Raw genomic sequence first — 25,214 nt, forward strand, 5'->3', positions numbered from 1 at the left:
ATACATTCAGGAGACAAGCAATGGCCATCATGCAGGGCACTTCGCGTCTGCACGACGCCGCCGGCAGCGCGTTCACGGACGCGCCCGCCATCGCGGACACGGCGGGCATCTCGGCGCGCCTCGACCGGCTTCCCGCCACGCGCGCGGTGTGGAAACTCGTCTTTCTGCTGAGCCTCGGCTTCTTCTTCGAGCTATATGATCTGCTCTTCACCGGCTATATCGCGCCGGGTCTCGTGAAGAGCGGCATTCTCACATCGACGACCGCGGGTCTCTTCGGCACGACGGGCGTCGCGAGCTTCATCGCCGCGCTGTTCTGCGGCTTGTTCATCGGCACGATCGCGTGCGGCTTTCTCGCCGATCGCTACGGACGTCGCGCGATCTTCACGTATTCGCTGCTCTGGTACGTCGCGGCGAATACCGTGATGGCGTTTCAGGACACGGCACTGTGGCTCAACTTCTGGCGCTTCGTGTCGGGGCTCGGCATCGGTGTGGAACTCGTGACCATCGGTACTTATATGTCCGAGCTTGCGCCGAAACATCTGCGTGGAAGGGCGTTCGCCGTGTGTCAGGCGATCGGCTTTTCCGCCGTGCCGGTGGTCGCGTTCCTTTCGTATCTGCTCGTGCCGCGCGCGCCGTTCGGCTTCGATGGCTGGCGCTGGGTCGCATTGGCGGGGGGCGTGAGTGCGCTGTTCGTTTGGTACTTCCGGCGCAATCTGCCGGAAAGCCCGCGCTGGCTCGCGAGCAAAGGCCGCATCGACGAAGCCGACGAAGTGCTGCGCCGTCTCGAAGACACGGTCGCGCTTCAGTACGGCAAGCCGTTGCCCGCGCCGGGTCCTTCCGATCCCATTGCAAGAAAGGCCGGGTTCGCCGATATGTGGAAGCCGCCGTATCGCAAGCGCACGCTCATGCTGATCGTCTTTCATATCTGTCAGACGGTCGGTTTCTACGGCTTCGCGAACTGGGTGCCGACTCTGCTCGTCAAGCAGGGCGTGACAGTCACGTCGAGCCTGCTCTATACGACGGTGATCGGGCTTGCCGCGCCCATCGGTCCCTTGCTCGGCTACTGGATCGCCGATCGTTTCGAACGCAAGCATGTGATCGTGTTCATGGCGGCCGTGAATATCGTCGCGGGCCTGCTGTTCAGCCAGGCGTCGGCGGCGGTGATGATCGTCACGCTCGGCGTGTTGCTGACGCTCGCGGGCAACATCATTTCGTTCACGTATCACACGTATCAGCAAGAGCTTTATCCGACGACGATCCGCGCACGCGCTGTCGGCTTCGTGTATTCGTGGAGCCGGCTATCGGCGGTGTTCAGTTCGTTCGTGATCGCGTTCGTGCTGAAGGAAGCGGGCGTGACCGGCGTGTTCGGCTTCATCGCGGGCGCGATGCTGATCGTGATGATCTGCATCGGATCGATGGGACCGCGCACGCTCGGCCGATCGCTCGAAAGCATTTCGCATTGAGTTCGAACTAGGCACCACAGGCATGAATCAGGAACTGCTGCACGGCGGTCGACGGGGCGCTCAACGTCGCGCCCTTGCGCCAGATCATGCCTGCTTCCATATGAGGAATCGCGTCGTTGACGGGCCGCGCCTCGATGCGCTTGCCTTCGAGCGACCACGGCCGAAACACCATATCCGATAGCACCGTGACGCCGAAGCCATGCGCCACGAGTCCGCGCAGCGCTTCCATCGAACTCGTGCGAAACGCGATGTTCGGTTCGATGCGCTTCTTGTGCCAGTAGCGCATCGTCGATTGCTCGCCTTCATCGACGGTAATCAGAATGTAGGGATGCACGGCGATATCCTTCAGCGATACCGCGTGCTGCTGCGCGAGCGGATGCATCGGCGCGACCCACAGTTGCCGGCGCGAACGCATCAAGACCTGGCTGTCGAAACGATTCGGACGCTGCAGATTCGATAGCAGCACCACGCCGATATCGACATCGCCATTCGCGACTGCTTCTTCGATTTGCGGCCGCTCCATGTCACGCAGATCGAAATCGATGAACGGATACGTCGCACGAAAGCGCGCGAGCAGTTCCGGCAAAAAATACCCGAGCACCGTATAGGACGCCGCGATTCGCGCGACGCCGCGCATGTCGTGCGCGCGAAACGGCGGCATGTGCATCGCATCGCGCGCGGCGTCGAGCACGCGGCGCGCATGGTTATGAAAATCCTGACCGTCGGGCGTCAGCGCGACGCCTTGCGGCAGGCGCTCGAACAGCTTCGTGCCGAGCGCGCTTTCGAGCGCGAGCACCGCATTCGTGATCGCCGACTGCGATACGTGTTCGTTGGCCGCCGCCATCGAGAACTGGCCCGTTTGCGCGGCGGCGACGAAGTAGCGCAACTGCCTGAGCGTGAGATCGAACGCCATCTGATTTTCAGATACCGGAGTTGTGTATTCGTGATTTTACGATCGCAAATCGGCTTCCTATACTCGGCAAAAAAAACTAATTCCCGAATTCCGGAGACATGCCCTCATGAACGCACCCGATCGCGCCGCACTAGCCGCTGCAACCGTAACGCTCGACGATAAATACACGCTGGAGAAAGGCCGCGTCTATATCAGCGGCACGCAGGCGCTCGTGCGTCTGCCGATGTTGCAGAAAGCGCGCGACCGCAAGGCGGGGCTGAACACGGCGGGCTTCGTTTCGGGCTATCGCGGATCGCCGCTCGGTGCGCTCGATCAGTCGCTATGGAAGGCGAAGGCGCATCTGAAGAATAACGACATCGTGTTTCAGCCGGGCGTGAACGAGGATCTCGCGGCGACGTCGATCTGGGGCACGCAGCAGATCAATCTGTGGCCGGGCGCGACACGCGATGGCGTGTTCGGCATGTGGTACGGCAAGGGACCGGGCGTCGACCGCACCGGCGATGTTTTCAAGCACGCGAATTCCGCAGGCACCGACAAGCATGGCGGCGTGCTTGTCCTCGCTGGCGACGATCACGCGGCGAAGTCGTCCTCGGTCGCGCATCAGTCGGATCATGCGTTCATCGCGGCGGGCATTCCGGTGCTGTATCCGTCGAACGTGCAGGAGTATCTCGACTACGGTCTGCACGGATGGGCGATGAGCCGCTATTCGGGCCTGTGGGTCGCGATGAAATGCGTGACCGATGTGGTCGAATCGACGGCATCGATCGATCTCGATCCGGATCGCGTGGAGATCGTCACGCCGGACGACTACGCGATGCCCGAAGGCGGCCTCAACATTCGCTGGCCAGATTCGCCGCTCGCGCAGGAAGCGCGTCTGCTCGACGAGAAGTGGTACGCGGCGCTGGCCTACGTGCGTGCGAACAAGCTCAATCGCGTCGTCATCGATTCGGACAAGCCGCGCTTCGGCATCATCACGGCGGGCAAGGCGTATCTCGATGTGCGTCAGGCGCTCGTCGATCTCGGTCTCGATGATGACACCTGCGCGCAGATCGGCCTGCGCGTGCTGAAAGTGGGCTGCGTGTGGCCACTCGATGCGCAGGACGCACGCGCGTTCGCGACCGGTCTCGAAGAGATTCTCGTCGTGGAAGAGAAGCGGCAGATTCTCGAATACGCGCTGAAAGAAGAGCTTTATAACTGGCGTGAAGACGTGCGCCCGCGCATCTACGGCAAGTTCGACGAGCGCGACAACGAAGGCGGCGAATGGTCTGTGCCGCGCGGCGACTGGTTGCTGCCGGCGCATTACGAGCTATCGCCCGCGTTGATCGCGAAGGCTATCGCGCGTCGTCTCGCGCGCGCGGATCTTCCCGAAGACGTGCGTGCGCGCATGTTGTCGCGCGTCGAAACGATCGAAGCGAAAGAGCGCGAGGCGACCAAGCCGCGCGTCGATGTCGAGCGCAAGCCATGGTTCTGCTCGGGATGTCCGCATAACACATCGACGCGCGTGCCCGAAGGATCGCGCGCGCTCGCGGGCATCGGCTGCCATTACATGTCGATGTGGATGGACCGCAAGACCGAGACGTTCAGCCAGATGGGCGGCGAGGGCGTCGCGTGGATCGGCCAGATGCATTTCTCCGGCGATAAACACGTCTTCGTCAATCTCGGCGACGGCACATACTTCCATTCGGGCCTGCTCGCGGTGCGCGCGGCGATTGCGGCGAACGCGAACATCACGTACAAGATTCTCTATAACGATGCGGTTGCTATGACAGGCGGCCAGCCCGTCGACGGCGTATTGACGGTGCCGCAGATCGCGCATCAGGTCTATGCGGAAGGAGCGAAGCGCATCGTCATCGTGACCGACGAGCCGCAGAAATACGATGCGAACGTTGCGTTGCCCCAGGGCGTGAACGTGCATCATCGCGATGAGCTCGATCACATTCAGCGCGAGTTGCGCGATACGCAAGGTACGACCATTCTCATCTACGACCAGACTTGCGCGACGGAGAAGCGCCGTCGCCGCAAGCGTGGCACGTATCCCGATCCGGCGCGTCGCGCGTTCATCAACGATGCGGTTTGCGAAGGCTGCGGCGATTGCTCGGTGCAATCGAACTGCCTGTCGGTCGAGCCGATGGACACGCCGCTCGGCACGAAGCGCAAGATCAACCAGTCTTCGTGCAACAAGGATTTCTCGTGCGTGAAGGGCTTTTGCCCGAGTTTCGTCACCGCTGAAGGCGCGCAGGTTCGCGAGCCCAAGGCGGCCGCAGGCGTGAAGCCGGACTTCGATAATTTGCCGATCCCTTCGTTGCCTGCCTTGTCGAAGCCTTACGGCATTCTCGTGACGGGCGTCGGCGGCACGGGCGTGGTGACGATCGGCGGATTGATCGGCATGGCCGCGCATATCGAACGCAAGGGCGTGACCGTGCTCGATATGGCGGGTCTCGCGCAGAAGGGCGGCGCGGTGCTGAGTCACGTGCAGATCGCGCCGAAGCCGCAAGCGCTGCATGCGACACGCATCGCAACGGGCGAAGCGCGGCTCGTCATCGGTTGCGATGCGATCGTGTCAGCATCGAACGATGTGCTGTCGCGCACGCGTCACGGCATCACGCACGCGGCGATCAACAGCGGCGCGACGCCGACCGCCGAGTTCGTCACGAATGCGCAATGGACCTTTCCCGCTGCGCAGACGGAGCAGGCGTTGTCGGAGAGCATCGGCGCGGGATGCGAGTTCGTCGATGCCAATGCGCTCGCGTTGAAACTGCTCGGCGACACGATCTATTCGAATCCGCTGCTGCTTGGTTTCGCGTGGCAGAAGGGCTGGTTGCCGCTCGAACTCGCGAGCCTCACGCGCGCGATCGAACTGAACGGCGTGGCCGTCGACAAGAACGTGCTCGCGTTCAACTGGGGCCGCTTCGTTGCGCAGAACGGCGCCGGCGATCTGCTCAAGTCTACGCAGCACGCGGTCATCGTCAAGATGCCGGAGTCGCTGGAGAACGTGATCGCGACGCGCGAAGCGTTGCTCGCGGCGTATCAGAGCGAAGCGTATGCGCGTTCGTATCGCGATGTCGTCGAGCGCATTCGCGAGAAGGAAAAGCTGCTGAACGCGAAGTTACCCCTTACGCGCGCCGTCGCGGTGAATCTCGCGAAGCTGATGGCTTATAAGGACGAGTACGAAGTTGCGCGTCTCTATGCCGATCCCGCGTATCTCGACAAGCTGCGTGAGCAGTTCGAGGGCGAACCGGGCCGCGATTACAAGCTGATGTTCCATCTCGCGCCGCCGCTTTTCGCTAAACGCGACGAGCATGGCCATCTCGTGAAGCAGCGTTTTGGTGCGTGGATGCTGCCGGCGTTTCGCGTGCTCGCGAAGATGAAGGGTTTGCGCGGCACATCGTTCGATGTGTTCGGCAAGACGGAAGAGCGCCGCACCGAACGCCGGATGATCGCGGATTACATTGCGCTCGTCGATGAATTCGTTGCGACGCTCGATGCGCAACGATGCGATGCCGCGTTGAAGCTTGCGAAACTGCCTGATGAAATCCGCGGCTTCGGGCATGTGAAGGAGCGCGACATCGCGGCCGTCGCGAAGAAGCGCGAACGGTTGATCGAAAGTTATCGCGCGCCGGTGGAGGTGGCGGCGACTGCGTGAGCGGGCGATAGGGTATCGCGAGGTGACGAATCGGAAGCTGTATCGCGGATTCGTCACCGTAACTTCAGGTGGCGAATCAATTCGGATGGCAAAGTATTCCGTTGGCTCGCTATGTTCGAGAGTCAGAATATGCAATCGTCGTTGCCGTATAGCAGAGACGAGCCGTCGTTCGATTGGAAGCCTGCAAAGAAGCCGATTGAGGTTGGTCGCTTCGAAATCCGTCCACCGTCCGTGCCGTTCAATGCAAAGCCAATCCATGACGAGGAGCTGGATGCCGTCATTGGCTATCGCGAGGAAAACGCGGGCGTATCACGATAAGCGAGAGGCGTATAGAGTCGCCGCTCACCGTCGTTCGAGAGCGCGACTACACCATTCTTCACTTCGCTTACAGACACATCCTATGAAGCAGCCCACCGTTCATACCACGGCGCATATTGATTCCAGTGCGACAGTGCAATGGGACAGCGATTGCTTCACTGTGCGCTGCGCAATCGAGTATGCGGCTTCGTCCACTTCCGTCGAAAGACGGTCAACCTAAGCGAAGAGATCGACCGGCGCTGCGATATCCATCCGCCGATCTATGTCATTACTGCGGGAACGCTATCGATGGTGTTAGATTTGGATAAGCGTCTCAAGGGGTTCGACCTCTACACAAATCCCGAAAAGTGGGTTGCATGCTCGCTGCCTTTGCGCGGCGCGGTTCAGGAAACGCCGCATATCGAGACGTCGTTCGATGCAAACGGTCACGGGAACGGGCATCGGGGTCGATGAGAATCTGGCGCAGATTTGCGTAGAGGGTTTATTTCTGGAAATAACGAAGCCGAAGCATGAAACGCTTTGGGCCGCGCTGTTCGGCCGCGGTCACGCGGGAACGTGATTCGGTTCCACGGAAAGGAGGAGACATTCGCATGAAAGCCGTACACAAGCTCGCCGTCGTCGGCATCGGCAAGATCGCGCGGGATCAGCACTTGCCCGCGATAGCCGCGCAGCCGGGGTTCGAACTCGTCGCGTGCGCGAGCCGCAATGCAAGCGTCGAAGGCGTGCGCAACTATCCGGATATCGGCGCGCTGCTCGCCGCCGAGCCGTCGGTCGATGCAGTGTCGCTCTGCGCGCCGCCTCAAGTGCGTTATGCGCAAGCGCTCGCCGCACTCGACGCAGGCAAGCACGTCATGCTCGAAAAGCCGCCAGGCGCGAGCGTGAGCGAAGTCGAAGCATTGCGCGACGTTGCACGCGCGAACGGCTGCACGCTCTTCGCCTCGTGGCATTCGCGCGCGGCGAGCGCAGTCGAACCGGCGCGCGCCTGGCTCGCGTCGAAGGAACCGGGCGCGATTCGCTCGGTAGAAGTGCGATGGAAGGAAGACGTGCGGCGCTGGCATCCGGGGCAGCAATGGATCTGGGAGCCGGGCGGTCTCGGCGTATTCGATCCAGGCATCAACGCGCTATCGATCGTCACGCGCATCCTGCCGCATGAAGTCGCGCTGCGCGCCGCCACGCTCACGATGCCGGCCGATACATCCACGCCGATCGCCGCCGAACTCGATTGCGTCGCGATGAACGGCGCGCCGGTGCGCGCGGTGTTCGATTGGCGTCACGGTCCCGTCGAGGAATGGGACATCGACATCGAAACGGACGCGGGCCGCCTCTCGATGCGCGAAGGCGGCAAGCGTCTGTCGATCGCGGGCAAGGAGATCGATGTCGAAGCCGAGCGCGAATATCCCGCGCTGTACGAGCACTTTCACACGCTCATCGAAACGAAAACGAGCGATGTCGATGTGCGACCGCTGCGACTCGTCGCCGATGCATTCCTCACCGGACGGCGCATCGAAACGGAAGCATTCGGCCGCTGACGCGCGCGCATCACGAAGCGCGATACGTCGCGCTTCGAATCGCATTGATCGCGAATACATCGCCCTCGGGCGCGGCGCTCACGTTCCCGTGCCGCGCGACGAGCGGAATGCGACGCGTGCTTCCCGGCGCGAGATGAAACCAGTCGATGCGTGCGAAGTAGTTCGGATCGGCGATATGCACCCAGCGCGCGAGCTGCGCCGTTTCGACAATGAGACTGAAGCCCTCGTCGTCCTTCTCGACGGTGACGCTCAAGCCGATATCGCGCCGCTCGCCGATCGACGGATCGGGGAAGTGGAACGCTTCCGACAGCACTTCGTTCGTGTCCGCGTCGCGCAGAACGACATGCGTCGCATCGTGCGCGCGCGGGCCGAAGCGATACGCATATGCGATATCGAAGAATGCGCCGATCAGCGCATTCGACGACACACGTTGTACGCTGCGCGGTTGCAATACGACATCGCGCGAACCGCTCGCCACCTTGATCGCGCCTTCACGCAGGCACGCCAGTTCGACCCGTGCGCGAATCTCGCGCGCGGTATCGTTGACGAGATGAACGTCGAGTCCGTCGAGACCTTCATCGAGGATCAACGCCTGCACGGGTTGAAGCACGCGCGCGAGTCCATGCAGCGCGCTCTTCGGTGCGCCGAGAACGTCGATGATGCCCCAGCCCGCGCCCGGACGCACATCGAGCAGATTCCATACGATGCCCCCCGCACAACTCGATCCTTCGCGACGCCATTCCGAGAACACCGCGCCGATCACATCCGCGACGACCGCGCGCGACAGTTCCAGATAGCGCTCGGGATTTTCATAGCGCAAACGCGGCACGTCCATGCGATAGAGCGATCGCATGTAATGCTCGCGCACATCGTCGAAATCCCACGCCGAGCCGGGATCGCGCGGCACGCCTGCTTTCCAGCGCGGTTCGTGCGCGCGCGCATTCGGTATCGCGCGCAGGGCGACATCGTCGGGAACGTTGGCGAACGCGAGACATTCGGAGGCGAAGCGCACTTGCGCGCGACGCACATCGTCGAACGGGCGCTGATACGCCGGCACGCCGTAGTAATGCGTAATGCCGCCGCGCGTGCCGAAAGGCATCGACTCCTTGTCGCCGGGCGCCGCGCTCGGCGAGTTCACGACATACGCGACGTCGGGCCGCTGCGCTGCCATCGCATTCGGCAAGAGTTCGGTGAAGAGGCGCTGCTGATACGCGTCGAAGGGCAGGCCGAGCATCGCCGCCTGCTGATGCACTTCGCTTCCGCCACACAGCACCGCGAGCGATGCGAAGCGTCGCGTGCGTGAAAGGAACTGCTCGGCTTCGCGTTGCGCGCTCTCACGAAATGCTTCGTCGTCCGGATAATCGAAGTTCGCGAACGCGAAGTCCTGCCACACGAGCACGCCGTATTCGTCGGCGAGTTGGTAGAACGTGTCGGATTCATAGAGCGTGATGCCGCTCACGCGAATGATGTTCAGGCCCGCATCGCGAATCAGGCGGAAGACGTTCTCGAGTTTCTCGCGCGGCGCATCGAGCGCGACGATGTCGGCCGATGTCCAGCACGCGCCGCGCGCGAATACAGGCACGCCGTTCACGACGAGCTGAAAGCCTCGGCCGTCCACACCACGATCGACTTCTATCGTGCGAAAGCCGACTTCGCCGAGATCGATATCGCCGAGCTTCACGGCATAGCGCGATGGCTCGCCATGCGTGTGCGGATACCACAAGCGCACATCGGGCACGCGCACGCGGCCTTTGAGCGTGCGCGCGTCGTGCCATTCCAGCGTGGCGTGCGCGTCGCCACATTCGATGCGAACCGGCGCCTGTTCCTGTGCATGAAAGTAGCGCACGGTGACATCGAGCATGCCATCGTTGCCGTCGATGCTCGTGCGCAGATCCACGTTGTCGATGCACGCGCGCGTTTCGCCGATCAATTCGATGGGGCGCCACGGACCCGCCGGTTGAATCGTCGGACACCATCCGGACATATGCCCGAGCAGCGTCGTGCGAACGTTGCGCAACGTGGCGGGTTGCGCGAGCTTCGGACGCCAGCGCGCACGTCCGCGTTTGGCGGCAAGCGCGGGCGCGATCGAACGGAAGCACAGATGAAGCGTATGCTCGCCGTTGAGTTCGACGTCGAGATCGTGCGCGACGAACATCGAATCCGATTCGAGCAGCTTGCGATCGTCGAGCCATATTTCGGCGATGGTCGCGAGCCCATTGAAGCGCAAGCGCCGCATGCCGTCGCCCGCGAGCTTCACGCGATACCAATGATCGGAATGCGCGAACGGCTGCGCGAGCGCTTCATCGCTGACGCCTTGCGCGCGCAATGCGGATGCGATCGTGCCCGGCACGGGCGCGTCGATCCACTGCGTGACGGTGTCGAGCGATGCGGGCGTCGCGCATGAACCCGCTGGCGTGCTCACGCATTGCCAGCCTTCTGAAAGACGCCGCGCCGCGTGCGCGCACTGGTCGTGCATGAACCTACCTCGTCGATGGAATGCGAAGAACGACGCCAAAGCCGCGCGGCATGCGCGCGGCTTCGGCGTTCACAGAAAGCGCGCGGCGAGCGGCTCGATAACCTTGTCGTACGAAGCCTGCATCGAATCGAGGCAGTCTTCGCACAGGTCCGAGCGCGAGCGCATGCGGGCGCGCGCGAGTCGAAACTGCATGACCATCGCTTCGCTCGCGATCGCTTGAGCGCTCGTCTGAATATCGCTCGATACTTCCACGCCGTGCCGGTTCAGCCAGCCGAGATACTTCGACAGCAACTCGAAGTTCGAGCCGAGCTGACGCATCACGTTGAACGTGTAGAGGTGATAGTACGCGGGATCGCGTTCGAGCAACGCACGCAGATGCTCGGGAAATTCCGCGCGCCATTGCGCAACGGGATTCACCGCGGGACGTTCCGCGAGACGCAGCTTGAGCAACTCGACCGAGCGTTGCACCATCGCATCGCCTTCGAGCGGCGCACGCGCGCGCTTCACGAACTCGACGTACGGGAAGAGCGCGTGCACATCGCTTGCGAGGCCCGGCATCAGACGGAACACGCCATCGTAGTCCTCGCCCGCCAACGCGAAGTAACCCGCATTATGGAAGTACGTGATGCGCTTCGCTTCCGTGTCGATGGCGTCGATCGCGATGGTCGTCTTCGTATGCGTCTGCCGATACGCGGTCGCGCGTGTGTCGGGCAGATAGTACGAGTCCATCTCGACCACCACGATCTGCCCGCGGCGCGTCTGCTCGCGCACGTGCGCTTCCAGCGTGTCGTAGATCGCGAGCTCTTGCGCCTGCAGGCCATAGAGCCGCGCGATATCGTCGAGCGAAAACTTCGGGAACGTGAACTGATCGCCCTCGAATGCCTGCGTCACCGTGAAACCGAGCGCCGCATGCGGATCGCAGCCGTAGTGATGCAGCAACTCGATCCACAAGTCGACATAGCAGTTCGTCTCCAGCCAGACGCGCTCTTCGCGATGCAGCGCGTGCTGGATGTAGGCGGTGTCCGCAGGCATGGACGTGTCGGTCACGGCTTCTGCCGGCGAGCGTGCGTTCATGCCTTGTTTCCCAGGTTCGCGAGGCCTTCCTCGATGAGCGGCGCCTTGTCGCCCCAAAGCAACTGACGCACTTTCTCCGGCCACGCCTTGACATCGAGACCGTGGTGACGGAAGAGCGCGAGCGTCGTGCGCTCCATGCCGAAGCCGACACACGCGGTATGCGCGACCTGATCGTCGGCCTGACGGATGTGCCACAGCTCGCCGAAGTGGTCCTGGTGATAGTTGAACGACAGGCACGCGGTCGGACGGTCGGGCGTCGCGACGGGCACGAGCAGTTCGAACTTCAGTTGCTGCGCGCGCTGGCTATCGGCGACGATCATGCCGCCGCGACCGAAGAACGGATCGTTGGCGAGATCGATTTCGAAAGGCAGTTGCAGCAGATTGACGAGCAGCGAACCGCGGTCGATCCACTTCTGACGGAACGCCATCACTTGCTCGGGGCTGCCGACGCGGATGTATTCGCGCATCCGGAACATCTGCATGCGGCCCGGATCGATCGACGGCTCGTGGCGGAAGCAGTACGAGAACGCATCGAAGATCGCGCCGTCAGCCGCGAGATTGCCGCGCTTCGCGACGAGCGGATAGATCGGATAGCACGCGGCCGGCGTGAGCACGAGGCGCGTCGGCTTTTGCTGATCCATCCATTCGTCGGAGCGCTCTTCCTCTTCACCGATATGCACGATCTTGTCGAGCGCTTCGAGCAGGCGATGATGCCCGCGATCGTTGCCCTGGAAGGAGTGGATCGTGCCCGCCAGATTCGGGAAGCTCTTCAGATACTCGCTGTCCTCGAAATCGCGGCGGCGCATCGCGGGCGGAAAGCGCAGCACTTCCGCGTGTTGATCCGCGCCGAGCATCGTGATGGCCTGATTGAGCCGTTCGACGACATCCTCGAATACTTCGCTGCGGCCATAGAGACCGTCTTCGCCGGTATCGAGCAGAATGCCCGCTTCGATCAGGCGATCGCGCAAGGTCAAGTCCGATTTGTCGTACGGTGCCTGTGTCTCTTGTGATTGTGCTTGTGCTTCGGCCTGCATCATGGCGGCCTGTTCCGTCGGCATGTTCATCGTCAAATGGTCCCCGTTGCGGCGCGCTGCGCAAGCAGCAGGTTCGCCGTGTTCAATTCGATGCGATCGTTGCTGATCATGAGCGGCGCCGAATGCAGATCGCGCAGATGGCGCCCCACGCTGAACGGCGTGTCGTTCTTGTAGCCCGCCATGCCGCAGATCATCAGCGTCTCTTGCACGACATGCAAAGCCGACTGCGAGATCGCCAGCTTGAGCATGTTCAGATCGGCGTTGATGCCGATCGACGCCGCGAGCGGTGCGTCGTCGTCATTGCTCTGGTTCGCCTTGCGCGCCGCGCGTTCGGCCTGCGCCGCTTCGACATTGGCGAGCGATTCGCGCAGCCGCGCCTGCATCATCTTGATGAGCGTGAGCACTTGCGAAAGGCGCGCGGCCGAAGGCGGCAACGCGGGCTTGCCGCGCGCCTGATTGCGGAAGAACTGATGCCCGCGATTCGCCGCGTCGCTCGCGATGCCGCACCATACCGACGACCACAAGGTATGGGATACGGGCAGCATGCTTTCGTCGGCGATCTTCGAGAACGGCGTCGGCAGAATCTGTTCCGCGATGCCGCTCGCGACCAGTCGATGTCCTTCGCTGCATGTCCCGCGCATACCGAGCGTGTCCCACGTCCCACGCTGCTCGAGCGTGAACGTTTCGCGCGGCGCGACGATCAGCACCTGATCGGAGGGCGGCGCGTCCGGATGACGGCGCGCCGTCACGAGAATGGCGTCGGAATACTTGCCGTACGAAATGGTCGGTGCGAGCTTCTCGATGCGAAACGCGTTGTCGACGAGATCGACCGCGCACGCGCTCGTACGCATGTTGCCGCCGATGTTCTCTTCCGACGTCGCCGATGCGAGCAGCAACTGTTCGCTGACCATGCGAGCAAGGAAAGCGCGCTGCCACGGCACGTTCACGCCATGATCGACGATGCAAACGACCTGGCTCTGATGCATCGCATAGATCATCGCGGACGAAGCGCAGCCTTGCGCCAGTGCCTCGCACAAGCGCGCGACGCCGGTGAGCGACAGACCGTCGCCGCCGTATTCCGTCGGGATCATCGCGGAGAAGAGACGCTCCTTGCGCATCGCTGCAACCGCTTCGGCGGGAAAGCGCGCTTCGCGATCGACCGCGTCGGCGTACTGGGCCGCGACGGCCGCGACGCGCTTCGCGGCTTCGATCAGTTCGCTTTCGCTACGCAAGATTGCGCTCTGCGCGAGCTCGGCGACTTCAAGCTCCTGAGCGGGCGCGTTCATGCTGCCGCCTGCGAACGACGCAGTTCGTCGACCGCCGATGCGAGCGAATCGACGCTCGAAAAGAGACGGCGCGTGAGCATGTGATCGGGAATTTCGATGCCGAACTCGTCTTCGATCGCCAGCATCACATGGACCGTGGCAAGCGAAGAGAGACCGGCGGCGTAGAGATCGTCGCCGTCGGCGAGCGTATCGATGGGCACGTCGAGACGAGCGGACTCGGCGAGGATGCGGCGCAATTCAGTTTTCATTGTCTATGTTTTCCCTTGTACCCGGCCATTGGTGCAACTAACCCGGGTCGCGACGATGAGTTCTTATCGAATGTCGCTGACCCCGGTGCGAATCGGCAGTGGTGTTGTTGTTGTCTCGCGAAGACGGTTCCACGAGAGCCCTCGCACGCACTGTTTTCTTATAGCTATTGTTTGATCGTATTTAACGAATTTGCGGGCCTATGCGTCCGTGCGATGGCGCACGGAGGGCTTCGTCGAGAAAGCATCGTTTTGTGCGATATCAAGCACGTCGCGATCGGATGCGATGATTCACACTCACGTCAGCGCTTCATATTCGATAAATAGGTAACTCCTTCGCATGGTCGAATGAGTGATAAGCAAAAACGATGCGTACACTGAAAGCATTTTGAAACGATAACTTTCCGGAGTGAATTGATTGGTTCTGATATCGCTGCTGCTTCTATTCATCGCGCTGTTCCTCGTTTGGAGAAAACGGCGCGGCATGATTCTGGTGATGACGGCTATCGTCTTCTGGGGGCTCGGAAGCTGGTTTCCGGGGCCGCTCGTGCAGCTCGCGAACGATCACTACGCGTCGATGAAGGATCCGACGTTCGGCCCGCGCACGGCGATCATCGTGCTGGGCGGGGGGACCTGGTACGACCATAACCGGCGTCTCGTGCCCAAGGGTGACGCGATGACGCGCATCGATCTGGCGGCGTCGCTCTATAAGCGTTGCGTCGAGATGGAGAAGGCGTGTTTTGTCATCATGAGCGGAGGCAACCCGCAGCATCACGAGCAAAGCGAAGCAGACTTATATGGAAGCCTGCTTCTCGACGCAGGCGTGAAGCGCCAAGATCTCATCCTCGAAAATCAGAGTCTCGACACTTATGAGAACGCGCGCAATACGGAGAAGATACTGCGGTCGCGGCCCTACGATACGTCGGTTTTGATAACGTCGTCGCTTCACATGCGTCGCGCGATGCTCGCGTTCGAAGCCTTCGGTTTGCATCCACAGCCGACCGTCGCTTATGTTCGTCCGCAGTTCATGTGGTGGCGTCCGCATCGAAGAGGATGGTTCGATTCGAACAGCGCGTTGCATGAGCTGGTTGGTATCGTGCGGTTTTATGTATGGAGGTGGGTCGGGTTGTATTGAGACTGGCGCGTCGGCGCAAGACCTATACTTCCGGTAAAGACGACACGGAAGGCCATCCAGTGAATCAACTCATCCACGCCGTCGCGTTCGCGGCCGACAAACATCGCAAGCAGCGCCGCAAGGATGCGGACGCGTCGCCGTACATCAATCATCCGATCGCGCTCGCTCATGTGCTCGCGAACGAAGGCGGGGTCGAAGACGAGCGCGTGCTGATCGCCGCCATATTGCACGACACGATCGAAGACACGGACACATCGCGCGATGAACTCGTGCGGCGGTTCGGCGCGGAGATCGGGCGCATCGTCGACGAAGTGACGGACGACAAGTCCTTGTCGAAGGCCGAAAGGAAGCGTTTGCAGGTCGAACACGCGGCGCATATCAGTCACGGCGCGAAGCTCGTGAAACTCGCCGATAAGACTTGCAATTTGCGCGATATTCTCGCCGCGCCGCCGTCCGGCTGGAGCGATGAGAGAAAGCGCGAATACTTCGATTGGGCGAAGCGTGTCGTCGATGAATTGCGTGGCACGCACCGGGAACTCGAAGCCGTGTTCGATGAGGTCTATCGCAAGGGCATCCCTTCAGGACACGTGGTCGCCTGAGGCCAGCGCGTCGCTCAAATAACGCGCCGTGCGGCTTGCAGCATGTTCGGCGATACGTTGCGGCGTGCCCGTCGCCACGATCCGGCCGCCATCTTCACCGGCGCCCGGGCCGATGTCGATGACCCAATCGGAAAGCGATGCGACGCGCATGTCGTGCTCCACGACGACGACCGTATTGCCCGCATCGACGAGCCCTTGCAGTTGCGCCATCAGGCGATCGACGTCGGCGGGATGAAGCCCCGTCGTCGGCTCGTCGAGAATGTAGAGCGTGTCGCCGCGATGCGCGCGCTGCAGTTCGGTTGCGAGCTTGATGCGCTGCGCTTCTCCGCCTGATAGCTCCGTCGCGGGCTGCCCGAGCCGCAGATAGCCGAGGCCGATGTCGCGCAACACGGCGAGCGCGCGCATGACGCTGGCTTCATCGGCGAAGAAGTCGCATGCGCTATCGACGGTCATGCCGAGCACATCCGCAATGTTCTTGCCATGCCATTCGATTTCCAGCGTCTGCGGGTTATAGCGCGATCCGTGGCATGTCGCGCACGACGTGTAGACGCTTGGCAGGAACAGCAACTCGACGCTGACGAAGCCTTCGCCTTCGCATGTCGGGCAGCGTCCTTGCGCGACGTTGAACGAGAAGCGTCCTGCGCCATAGCGGCGCTTTCGCGCGGCCGGCGTGTCGGCGAAGAGCTTGCGAACGTGATCGAAGAGGCCGGTGTAGGTCGCGAGATTCGAACGCGGCGTGCGGCCGATCGGCTTCTGGTCGACGCGCACGAGACGCCGGATCGTCCCCATGCCTTCGACGATGCGTCCGCCCGCCGAAGCGTCGGCTCGAGCGAAGAGCGGGTCCTGCTCGTCTTCTTCTGCATCGTCGAGCGCGCGTCCGAGCCGCTCCGCGACGAGTTCCGGCAACGCCTGACTCACGAGGCTCGACTTGCCCGAGCCCGAAATGCCGGTGACGGTCGTGAAGGCGCCGAGCGGAAACGCGGCATCGATGCCATGCAGGTTATTGCGCGTGATGCCTTCGAGCCGCAACCATCCGCGCGGTTCGCGTGCGACGCGTTCGATCGTTTGCTTCGGCGCGAACAGATGCCTGCGCGTCTGCGATTCCTCCACCGATGCGAGGCCTTCCGGCGGCCCGCTATACAGCACATGTCCGCCTCGTTCACCGGCGGCCGGACCGACATCGATCAGCCAGTCCGCGCGCCGCATGGTGTTCAGATCGTGCTCGATGACGAACAGCGAATTGCCTGCTGCCTTCAATCGCTGCAACGCGGCGAAGAGCGCTTCGCTGTCGGCCGGATGCAAGCCCGCGGATGGCTCGTCGAGCACATAGACGACGCCGAAGAGCTGCGACGCGAGTTGCGTCGCGAGCCGCAATCGTTGCAGTTCGCCGGATGAGAGCGTCGGCGTCGCGCGATCGAGCGAGAGATAGCCCAGGCCCAGATCGATGAGCGTGCCGAGCCGCTCCAGCAAATCCGCCGCGATGCGCTCGGCGGCGGCGCGTTTCTCGTCGGAAAGATTGGCCGTGCGGCGCACGTCCGGCGCGGCCTTGTGCGCCGAGCCGCCTGCCGCGACGCGCTTGGCCGTCGCCGCGATGCGGTCTTTCCTCGCGAGCGCGGGAGCCGGCGCTTCATCACTGGCGGGCCATTCTCCGCGTGCGATGGGCGCAAGTAGATCGGCGAGTCGGATGAGCGGCAGACGCGCGAATTCGGCGATGTCGAGCCCTGCGAACGTCACCGATAGCGCTTCCTTCTTGAGCCGCTTGCCGTGACATGCGGGACAATCGCTGCCGACCATGAAGCGCGACACGCGCTTTTTCATGAGCGCGCTTTGCGTGTGCGCGAAGGTATGCAGCACGTAGCGGCGCGCGCCGGTGAATGTGCCCTGATAGCTCGGTTCGGCGCCGCGTTTCAGCGCGGCTTGCGTCTCTTTCGGCGTGAGACCGGCGTACACCGGCACCGTCGGCTGCTCTTCGGTGAACAGAATCCAGTCGCGATCCTTCTTCGGCAAGTCGCGCCACGGCGTGTCGACGTCGTAGCCGAGCGTCACGAGTATGTCGCGCAGATTTTGTCCGTGCCACGCGGGCGGCCAGGCCGCGACGGCGCGCTCGCGGATCGTGAGCGAGTCGTCGGGCACCATCGACTTTTCGGTGACTTCGTAGACGCGGCCGAGGCCATGGCACACGGGACACGCGCCCTGAACCGTGTTCGGCGAAAAATCTTCCGCGTACAGCATGGGCTGCTTCGGCGGATAACTGCCGGTGCGCGAATAGAGCATACGCACGAGGCTGGAGAGCGTCGTCACGCTGCCCACCGACGAGCGTGCATTCGGTGCGCCACGCTGCTGCTGAAGCGCGACGGCGGGCGGCAAGCCTTCGATCGAATCGACCTGCGGCACGCCGACTTGTTCGATGAGCCGCCGCGCATACGGCGCGACCGATTCGAAATAGCGGCGCTGCGCCTCGGCGTAGAGCGTGCCGAATGCGAGCGAGGACTTCCCGGAACCGGATACGCCGGTGAAGACGACGAGGGCGTCGCGTGGCACGTCGACATCGACGTTTTTCAGGTTGTGCTCGCGCGCGCCGCGCACGCGCACGAAACCTGCTCTCGATGCAGGCGCGGCATCGTCGCGATAGGCGGATTCGCGTTGGGTTTTGCGGGCATCCATGAGTCGGGCGGGTTGTCTGGCCGGGCGCGGCGGCGGAAGTAATGAATTCGCATGCAGCATGCCAGATACCAGATGGCATTTTGAATTACGCATCATGCATGCGATCGCATTCAGACCGGTGGTGAACCTGATCGACGAGGGAAAAAATGAGGACAATGCCGGTGCGGGTTCCGGTCGCGCTGACGGCAGGTGTGACGATAGGCGGGTCGGGCGTTGCGATGGCGCAGTCGGGCGGCAACGGCAATGGCGGATCGGGCAGGGGCAACGCTCACGGCGCGGCAACGGCCGGGCCGACCGTCGGCGGCGACAACACGTCCACGCCCGGCAGTACGCGCCAGGGCAGCTTCCACTCCACGCACAAAAAGAAAGCGAAGCCCGCGACGACGACCCAGTGACGGGCCGATCGTAGCGGCGGGCGTTGCCGATCAGACAGCGACGCTTTCGATGTCGATATCGTCGGTGCCGAGGCGCGAGAAGATGTCGCAAACGGCCCGCATCTCCGCTTCGTCGCGAATGCTCACGATGACGCGTGTAATGCTGCATGCCACGTCAGCGTCGCCGCCGTCCGCGCCGAACGAGGGGAGGATGTCGTCGCTCGACATGTCGAGTCCGTAGGGATAGTCGTGCGTATCTACCACGCCCAGATGTTCCCCGTGCCCCGCGTATTCCGCCGCGATCCATTGTGTCTGCGCATTGTTGCTCTGCGTTTGCGAAGTATGGAAATCCGCGAAGCCGCTCATGCTCGCCACGCGCACGCGGTCGGCCGCGATTCCTTCTGCGCGCAGGTCTTCGAGTGCTTCATCCAGCTTACGGGAGCCGTAGAACGCTCCGCTTACTTCACGCATCATTTGCTCGTCTCCTTGCCTGCCAACCTCGATGCCGCGTCTCAGTATCGCCGTGAAAATTGCGAATGTGAATACGGATGTCCACCGGTTGAGCGCCTGTCCGATGAGTGACTTGCGCGAGAGGCGAAAGACGTGTGGTGCAACGCATAGACATGCGTGGCGATTAACCGGTGAACCGCTGTGATCGGGCTCGCGACTGCGCGAGTTGATGGCGAATCCAACGGATGCGGCATGGACTCGCGAGCCGGACGATGAAGCGAACCGCCAATGCGCGGACAAAAAGGATATTTGCCGACGTGCGGCTGATGCCGTCTGGCGGGCGCGTTTCACTTCATGCGGTACATGAACTTTACGCCGCAACGAACGGTTTATCAACGCTTTGCTTTGTCCCTATTCGGACGTTTTCGATAGGGATTTCCATCATGACCGGCACAGCGTCGAACAGAGCTCGCCGCGTCATGCGGCTCGCTCAATGAAGCGATTATTGGTTCTAGAAATTGCCTCGATGGAACGTCGAATTTCGCGCTGAAAACGATAGTCATCGTACAAGCTGTCCCGCGCCCTATAATTGCTCATCGAGCATACAAAGATCGGCCTTTCAATGTCCCAAGCACTCGCGTCCGGCGCGCTTCGCCGCTCCCGAAATCTCACCGAGGAAGTCGTCGCCGAGTTATCGGAGCGGATTCGCAGCGGCGCGCTTCAGCCCGGCGACAAGCTGCCGACCGAATCGGAAATCATGGCGCAACTCGGCGTGAGCCGGACTGTCGTGCGCGAATCCATTTCGCGATTGCAGGCTGCGCGCCTCGTTCAGACGCGGCACGGCATCGGTACATTCGTGCTCGAAGCGGGCGATCAGGAGCGGTTCCAGATCGAGGCCGCGGGCGATCTCACCGTGCGCGACGTGATGGCGATTCTCGAATTGCGCATCAGCCTCGAAGCCGAGGCGGCCGGTCTCGCGGCCATGCGCCGCACCGATGAAAACCTCGCGCAGATGCGCCGGGCGCTCGACGAATTCGAGCGGCTCATCGAAGCGGGCGAAGGCAGCGCGGTCGCGGCCGATGTGGCCTTTCATCTCGAGCTTGCGAAGGCTACCGGTAATCGTTACTTCCATAGCATCCTGAGCCAGCTCGGCAACACAATCATTCCGCGCACGCGCGTCAATTCGGCGGCGCTTGCGCATAACGATCCTTCTGGCTATCTCGATCGCGTGAATCGCGAGCATGAAGATATTTTCGATGCGATCGAACGCCGCGATCCCGAAGCAGCACGCGCGGCCATGCGGATGCATTTGTCGAACAGCCGGGAGCGGCTGCGGCGCGCGCATGAGGCCGCATCGAAGAATGACTGATCGCAGTGCGTTGTTTAATCTTCTTCAAGCATGATCGAAAGCGTGCCGGCTTCGCTTTGCACGCCGGCATCGAGATCGATCTCGTGCGGCGCCATCCTGGCAATCGCGCGCAGAAGACGCGGCGAGAAGCGCGCGCCGAAACGCGCGATCTCGGCTTCGCGTGTAGCGTCATCGGCATGTGAGAGCGCGCGCAACTCATTCAGCGGCAAGCCAACGAACAGATCGAGCGCGTAAGGCGGCGCATCCGAAGCGGCCGTCGTTCGCGACGAATCCGGCGCGCGTATGCGCAGGCCCGGTTGCAAATGCGATTCGAGCTCCATCGTCACTTCATAGTTCGCTTCCAACTCGAGTGCCGCGTGCGCTTCGTTTCGTAAAAACGGCGCGACGGATTGCAAGCGGGCCAGTTCATCGTCTGAGAGCAGCATGATTTTTTCCTCCGGATATCGGTTGAAGTTATCACGCTCGAATGATGCTTGCCGGCCGAGAAAAATCGACCGAAAGACGGCGTTGCGGTTCGTTCCAAACGCGCCTAATTACTGTTGCGATGGCTTGTCGAGCTATCGTCCAAAAGGCTTGCTTAAGCGCGTGCGCATCAAACGTTTGCGCAATCGGCCCAATTCTTATCGCATGCTTAAGCACCCGCATGTCCGACGGGTTAGTTCGGAATCCCCCAATTCCACGCTAGGATCCGAATAGCTAAGCTGACGAAATTGCCAGCTACGAGTCAACCGAACGCGTAAGTGAGCCGTTAGCCTTTCACGCACTCGGTTCACTTCGTCGAAGAATCGTTATCGACGGATCGCCACTTCGGCGCGCGTTCATCTGCTTGCATTCTTTCTTTCGATAAGCCTCGTTCGAGGCCATATCAAATTCCTTGCGTTTTTTTACGAATCGCCAAGGCCAGTAAGGTAATGTGAATATTACGAAATATTTCCGACAGGAATGTGTCGGACGTGGAGACCAGGCGTTTGAAGATCCTACATAGCGAGTCCTCGAAGGGATGGGGCGGTCAAGAAATACGGACGTTGAAGGAGATGGTCGCGTTGCGCGAAAGCGGCCATACCGTCGAGCTGATTTGCCCGAGCGATGCGCGGCTCGGGCAACGTTGCGCCGAACTTGGGTTCGCCGTTCACCACGCGCGCATGCGCAGTGGCGGCGACATGCGATCGATTCTGGCCATCAAAGCGCTTCTGCGTCGCCGCGCGTTCGACGTGCTCAACACGCATAGTGGCCACGACAGTCTCGTTGCCGGCGCCGCAGGGCGGCTGGCGCGCACGCCGCTCATCGTGCGTACGCGGCATCTGGCATTGCCCATCTCGTCGCTCGCAACTTATACATGGCTTCCGCATCGCGTGATCGCCGTGAGTCATTACGTGCGCCGCTATCTGATTTCGGCGGGTGTTGCGGAGAAGCGCGTGCAGACTATTTACGATGGCATTCCGAAACCTCAGCATGTCTCGCATTCGACGTTGCGCGCGGAACTCGGTCTCGGTGAGGACGCATTCGTTGCGTGCATGGTCGCGATCATGCGCGACAAGAAGGGACATGAAGATCTTATTGCGGCAGTGCGCCCGCTCGTCGACACGCATCCCAACCTGCATGTTGTGATGGCGGGCGATGGTCCTTTGTTCGAACGCATCAAGGGAATCGTCGATAGCTTCGGCCTCGCCGATCGCATTCACCTGCTGGGCTTTCGCACCGATATCCCCAATATCTTTCGCGGTTCCGATCTATTCGTTCTTCCCACGCATCAAGAAGCGCTGGGCCAGGCTTTCATCGAAGCGATGGCGGCGGGATTGCCGGTCATCGGCACGCATGTCGATGGCGTGCCGGAACTGATCGAAGACAACGTGAATGGACTGCTCGTGCCGCCGCACGATCCCGTTGCATTGCGTGCGGCGATTGTCCGCATGATCGACGATCCGGCGTTGCGCCAGCGTCTGCGCGACGAGAGCCTTCGCATCACCGAACGTGGCTTCACCGTAAGCGATATGGCGGACGAAACGGCCAGCTTCTATCAGCGCGCATTGCACGAACGAGGTCATCGCAGATGAGCGCGAAGTATGCACGCGCCGTTCCCGTGCTGATGTACCACCACGTCAGCACATCGCCCGGCATGATCACAGTGACGCCCGATAACTTCGCCGCGCAAATGGACTACCTTGCGCGCGCGGGTTATCGCACCATCGGCGCGGCGCAACTCGCAGGTTTTCTGAGCGGCGAGGACGTGCCCGCGAAATCGCTTGTCATCACTTTCGACGATGGTTATCTGGACAACTGGGTGCACGCGCATCCGGTATTGAAGCGCCATGATTTTACGGCGCTGTGCTTTCTTGTCAGCAGTTGGCCCGGCGAAGGCGGCGTTCGTCCGAATGCATCGGACAACTTGGCAACGATGCCGAGATTGCTCGATCATCGTGCGGGGGAGCGCGCAATCGAAAATGGATACGCCGATGATGTGATCCTGCGCTGGTCCGAAATCGAAGCGATGCGTGAAGCCGGCACGTTCGAATTTCATAGCCATACGCATTCTCATGTGCGCTGGGATCAGGTTGCGGGTTCGCGCGACAAGAAACGCAAGGCGTTGCAGAACGATCTGAGCGCCGCGCGTGGCGCACTGCGCACGCGCCTCGGCGAAGTATCCGATCATCTGTGTTGGCCGCAAGGTTACTACGACGACGACTATCGGGAAGTCGCGTTGAATGCGGGATTCAGGCACTTCTACACATGCCACACCGGAACGAACGTCGGCGCGAATCCGCTGGATCGCGCTGCATCCGACGATACCGAACGCACGATCAAGCGGCTCGAAGTGCGCGACCGGCCGGCTTCGTGGCTGGCATCGCGTTTATGGGTGCATACGCGGCCCGCGATAAGCCGAGCTTATCTGAAGATCAAACGCTGATTCACTGCTGATGCGTTCGCACGAAAGCGGCGATCGCATCGTTCACTGCATCGGTCGCATCGCGATGCGGCGAGTGGCGGCACTGCGGGAGCTTGACGAGCTGCGCGTGCCCGACAGCCGCCGCGATCTTGTCGAGTTGCAGCATCGACGCATATTCGTCGTCCTGGCCTTGAATGGCGAGCAATGGCCGTTTGATCGACGATATTTGTTCCGTGATGTCCCAATGCAAGAACGCGGGATTCAGCCACGCATCGTTCCATCCGTAAAAGGCTGAATCCACATCGTCGTGATAAGCCTCGAGCTTTTCTCGGAACGACGTCGTTTCATACATTTCACGCGCCTTTGTGATGCCTTCCACGGTCATCGGTTCCACGAACAAATGCGGAGCGAGGACGGCGAGACCGGCAAGCGATTCGGGAAATGCGCGGGCGTAGAGCAGGGCGATCGTGCCGCCATCGCTATGCCCGACGAGCCACATGCGCGCACGTTCCCGTGCGTCGATGTGGAGCGCATCGAGCAATGCGGGCAATACTTTTTGCGCTTGCAGATGCAGAAACTCGACCGGCCACTTTTCTTCGGCGCGCCGTGGCGTGGATCGGCCATAACCTGGCCGCGAATAGACGAGTCCCCTGCAGTTCAGGCGATCGCAAAGCATTTGCGGCCAGCCTTTCCATAGCGCGATCGAGCCCAGTCCTTCATGCAGGAACACTGCGATAGGCGCATCGGCGCGCTCCGGATTCAGCCACTGATATTCGATGCGCACCGAGGAAGCGGCGCCATTCAGTTCGACGAAGCGCGTCGTGTCGATGCTTGCTGCAGGGTCGGTCATCTGTTTGCGAATGCTGAGCGTGAAGTACAAAGATTATCAGACGGCGCGCCTGCAGCTTTGAACCCGACTGGCGAATACATCATTGGTCCTGCGCGATCTTTCAAAAATAAATTTATTTGTCTGTTTTTTTCTCTGGACAGCGCTGAACTTTTTCTGCGAAAGTTATTCGTAAGAATCTCGCTGCACTGCAACGCAGATGCGGCCCTTATTCGAATACTTGCGTGTGCAACTATGGCGCGCCCGTTCTGGAGAGATCTGCATGAATCGACCGAAACGAATGCTTCTGGAAAACATTGCCTGGGCACGCGAGACCGCGCACGCCGACGCGCAATTTTTTCCGCGTCTCGCCCAAGGACAGAGCCCTAAAGTGCTGTGGATAGGCTGCGCGGATAGCCGCGTGCCCGCCGAGACTGTGACGAACGCCAATCCTGGCGACCTCTTCGTACATCGCAACATCGCTAACCTTTTTTCTCCATCCGATGACAACACGTTGAGCGTGCTCGAATACGCGGTGCGCGTTTTGAAGGTCGATCACGTAATCGTTTGCGGCCATTACGGATGCGGTGGCGTGCGCGCCTCGCTCCTGCCGAAATCGAGCGACCTGCCGCATGTGAATCGCCGGATCGCGCCGCTGTGCGCGCTGGGCGAACGGCATCGGCACGAACTCGATTCATTCGGCGAGCTCGACGCGCGCGCAAATCGACTCGCCGAACTGAACGTGCTCGAACAAGTGCGGCTTTTGCGAGAACACGCCATCGTGCGAGAGCACGACGTGCCGCCACGCGTTCATGGCTGGATCTTCGGCCTGCACGACGGGCTCATCAAAGTGCTCGCTTCGGGCTACGCCGAAGAGAGCGAAAGTCGCGACATTGCGAGCGCGCAGGTCACATCGCTTCGGGCCGCCTAAG

Annotated in this window: 22 protein-coding genes; 12 read left to right on the forward strand and 10 right to left on the reverse strand. The window is 61.6% G+C overall.

What is annotated here, in order from left to right; translation table 11 throughout:
• The first annotated feature begins 20 nt into the window (after positions 1 to 20).
• Positions 21 to 1,463, forward strand: coding sequence for an MFS transporter (locus BG60_RS25025; RefSeq protein ID WP_008348352.1), 1,443 nt, complete (start codon positions 21 to 23; stop codon positions 1,461 to 1,463).
• 7 nt (positions 1,464 to 1,470) lie between these two features.
• Here BG60_RS25025 and BG60_RS25030 read toward each other — a convergent pair whose 3' ends face one another.
• Positions 1,471 to 2,376: a LysR family transcriptional regulator gene (locus tag BG60_RS25030; RefSeq protein ID WP_008348350.1), complete on the reverse strand. Its 906-nt coding sequence runs from the start codon at positions 2,374 to 2,376 to the stop codon at positions 1,471 to 1,473.
• Positions 2,377 to 2,482: 106 nt separating this feature from the next.
• On the opposite strand from BG60_RS25030, the gene BG60_RS25035 reads away from it, so the two are divergent.
• The 4 genes from BG60_RS25035 (at position 2,483) to BG60_RS25045 (ending at position 7,866) form a co-directional block, all read left to right on the forward strand.
• Positions 2,483 to 6,019, forward strand: coding sequence for an indolepyruvate ferredoxin oxidoreductase family protein (locus BG60_RS25035; RefSeq protein WP_034473160.1), 3,537 nt, complete (start codon positions 2,483 to 2,485; stop codon positions 6,017 to 6,019).
• A 129-nt stretch (positions 6,020 to 6,148) separates the two neighbouring features.
• Entirely contained in the window at positions 6,149 to 6,337 is a 189-nt protein-coding gene (locus tag BG60_RS25040) for a hypothetical protein (RefSeq protein ID WP_144403681.1), read from the forward strand.
• A 138-nt stretch (positions 6,338 to 6,475) separates the two neighbouring features.
• The gene (locus BG60_RS38325) at positions 6,476 to 6,790 is read left to right on the forward strand and encodes a hypothetical protein (RefSeq protein WP_144403680.1); all 315 of its coding nucleotides are present in this window, start codon (positions 6,476 to 6,478) and stop codon (positions 6,788 to 6,790) included.
• A gap of 137 nt (positions 6,791 to 6,927) precedes the next feature.
• Positions 6,928 to 7,866, forward strand: coding sequence for a Gfo/Idh/MocA family protein (locus BG60_RS25045; protein ID WP_008348343.1), 939 nt, complete (start codon positions 6,928 to 6,930; stop codon positions 7,864 to 7,866).
• Between the two features lie 10 nt (positions 7,867 to 7,876).
• On the opposite strand, the gene BG60_RS25050 is transcribed toward BG60_RS25045, so the two are convergent.
• The 5 genes from BG60_RS25050 to BG60_RS25070 all read right to left on the reverse strand — a co-directional run bounded on the left by BG60_RS25050 (position 7,877) and on the right by BG60_RS25070 (position 13,984).
• Positions 7,877 to 10,342 (reverse strand): glycosyl hydrolase 2 galactose-binding domain-containing protein, encoded by a 2,466-nt coding sequence (locus BG60_RS25050; RefSeq protein WP_008348341.1) that lies wholly within the window; start codon positions 10,340 to 10,342, stop codon positions 7,877 to 7,879.
• A gap of 69 nt (positions 10,343 to 10,411) precedes the next feature.
• A complete protein-coding gene (locus BG60_RS25055; RefSeq protein WP_008348339.1) occupies positions 10,412 to 11,416 on the reverse strand; it encodes a DUF1839 family protein in 1,005 nt (334 codons plus the stop codon).
• A complete protein-coding gene (locus BG60_RS25060) occupies positions 11,413 to 12,480 on the reverse strand; it encodes an amino acid--[acyl-carrier-protein] ligase (protein ID WP_033536223.1) in 1,068 nt (355 codons plus the stop codon). The genes BG60_RS25055 and BG60_RS25060 overlap by 4 nt, the downstream gene beginning before the upstream one ends.
• A gap of 2 nt (positions 12,481 to 12,482) precedes the next feature.
• Positions 12,483 to 13,736 carry an acyl-CoA dehydrogenase family protein gene (locus BG60_RS25065; RefSeq protein ID WP_008348336.1) on the reverse strand — a complete coding sequence of 418 codons (1,254 nt, stop codon included), beginning with the start codon at positions 13,734 to 13,736 and terminating at the stop codon, positions 12,483 to 12,485.
• On the reverse strand, positions 13,733 to 13,984 hold the full coding sequence (locus BG60_RS25070) for an acyl carrier protein (protein ID WP_008348335.1): 252 nt from the start codon (positions 13,982 to 13,984) through the stop codon (positions 13,733 to 13,735). The genes BG60_RS25065 and BG60_RS25070 overlap by 4 nt, the downstream gene beginning before the upstream one ends.
• Before the next feature lie 415 nt (positions 13,985 to 14,399).
• Here BG60_RS25070 and BG60_RS25075 point away from each other — a divergent pair, with 415 nt between their 5' ends.
• Together BG60_RS25075 and BG60_RS25080 are read left to right on the forward strand one after the other, a co-directional pair.
• Positions 14,400 to 15,116 (forward strand): YdcF family protein, encoded by a 717-nt coding sequence (locus tag BG60_RS25075; RefSeq protein ID WP_008348333.1) that lies wholly within the window; start codon positions 14,400 to 14,402, stop codon positions 15,114 to 15,116.
• A 59-nt stretch (positions 15,117 to 15,175) separates the two neighbouring features.
• Positions 15,176 to 15,715, forward strand: a complete 540-nt coding sequence (locus BG60_RS25080) for an HD domain-containing protein (RefSeq protein WP_034473166.1) — start codon at positions 15,176 to 15,178, stop codon at positions 15,713 to 15,715.
• Here the strand turns inward: BG60_RS25080 and BG60_RS25085 are convergent.
• Entirely contained in the window at positions 15,695 to 18,379 is a 2,685-nt protein-coding gene (locus tag BG60_RS25085; RefSeq protein ID WP_033536222.1) for an excinuclease ABC subunit UvrA, read from the reverse strand. The genes BG60_RS25080 and BG60_RS25085 overlap by 21 nt on opposite strands.
• A 146-nt stretch (positions 18,380 to 18,525) precedes the next feature.
• On the opposite strand from BG60_RS25085, the gene BG60_RS25090 reads away from it, so the two are divergent.
• A complete protein-coding gene (locus BG60_RS25090) occupies positions 18,526 to 18,774 on the forward strand; it encodes a hypothetical protein (RefSeq protein ID WP_034473162.1) in 249 nt (82 codons plus the stop codon).
• A gap of 30 nt (positions 18,775 to 18,804) precedes the next feature.
• Here the strand turns inward: BG60_RS25090 and BG60_RS25095 are convergent, their stop codons facing one another.
• Positions 18,805 to 19,227, reverse strand: a complete 423-nt coding sequence (locus tag BG60_RS25095; protein WP_008348325.1) for a hypothetical protein — start codon at positions 19,225 to 19,227, stop codon at positions 18,805 to 18,807.
• A gap of 598 nt (positions 19,228 to 19,825) precedes the next feature.
• Here BG60_RS25095 and BG60_RS25100 point away from each other — a divergent pair.
• On the forward strand, positions 19,826 to 20,572 hold the full coding sequence (locus BG60_RS25100) for a FadR/GntR family transcriptional regulator (RefSeq protein ID WP_008348324.1): 747 nt from the start codon (positions 19,826 to 19,828) through the stop codon (positions 20,570 to 20,572).
• A 14-nt stretch (positions 20,573 to 20,586) separates the two neighbouring features.
• Here the strand turns inward: BG60_RS25100 and BG60_RS25105 are convergent, their stop codons facing one another.
• Positions 20,587 to 20,997, reverse strand: a complete 411-nt coding sequence (locus tag BG60_RS25105) for a hypothetical protein (protein ID WP_008348321.1) — start codon at positions 20,995 to 20,997, stop codon at positions 20,587 to 20,589.
• Between the two features lie 543 nt (positions 20,998 to 21,540).
• Here BG60_RS25105 and BG60_RS25110 point away from each other — a divergent pair.
• Positions 21,541 to 22,626, forward strand: a complete 1,086-nt coding sequence (locus BG60_RS25110; protein ID WP_033536220.1) for a glycosyltransferase — start codon at positions 21,541 to 21,543, stop codon at positions 22,624 to 22,626.
• On the forward strand, positions 22,623 to 23,477 hold the full coding sequence (locus BG60_RS25115; protein ID WP_008348319.1) for a polysaccharide deacetylase family protein: 855 nt from the start codon (positions 22,623 to 22,625) through the stop codon (positions 23,475 to 23,477). The genes BG60_RS25110 and BG60_RS25115 overlap by 4 nt, the downstream gene beginning before the upstream one ends.
• A gap of 1 nt (position 23,478) precedes the next feature.
• Here the strand turns inward: BG60_RS25115 and BG60_RS25120 are convergent, their stop codons facing one another.
• Positions 23,479 to 24,306 (reverse strand): alpha/beta fold hydrolase, encoded by an 828-nt coding sequence (locus tag BG60_RS25120; protein ID WP_081851882.1) that lies wholly within the window; start codon positions 24,304 to 24,306, stop codon positions 23,479 to 23,481.
• A gap of 259 nt (positions 24,307 to 24,565) precedes the next feature.
• On the opposite strand from BG60_RS25120, the gene BG60_RS25125 reads away from it, so the two are divergent.
• On the forward strand, positions 24,566 to 25,213 hold the full coding sequence (locus BG60_RS25125; RefSeq protein WP_033536219.1) for a carbonic anhydrase: 648 nt from the start codon (positions 24,566 to 24,568) through the stop codon (positions 25,211 to 25,213).
• Position 25,214 lies beyond the last annotated feature (1 nt).

Origin of the sequence: Caballeronia zhejiangensis, assembly GCF_000698575.1 — a bacterium.
GTDB classification, from domain to species: domain Bacteria; phylum Pseudomonadota; class Gammaproteobacteria; order Burkholderiales; family Burkholderiaceae; genus Caballeronia; species Caballeronia zhejiangensis.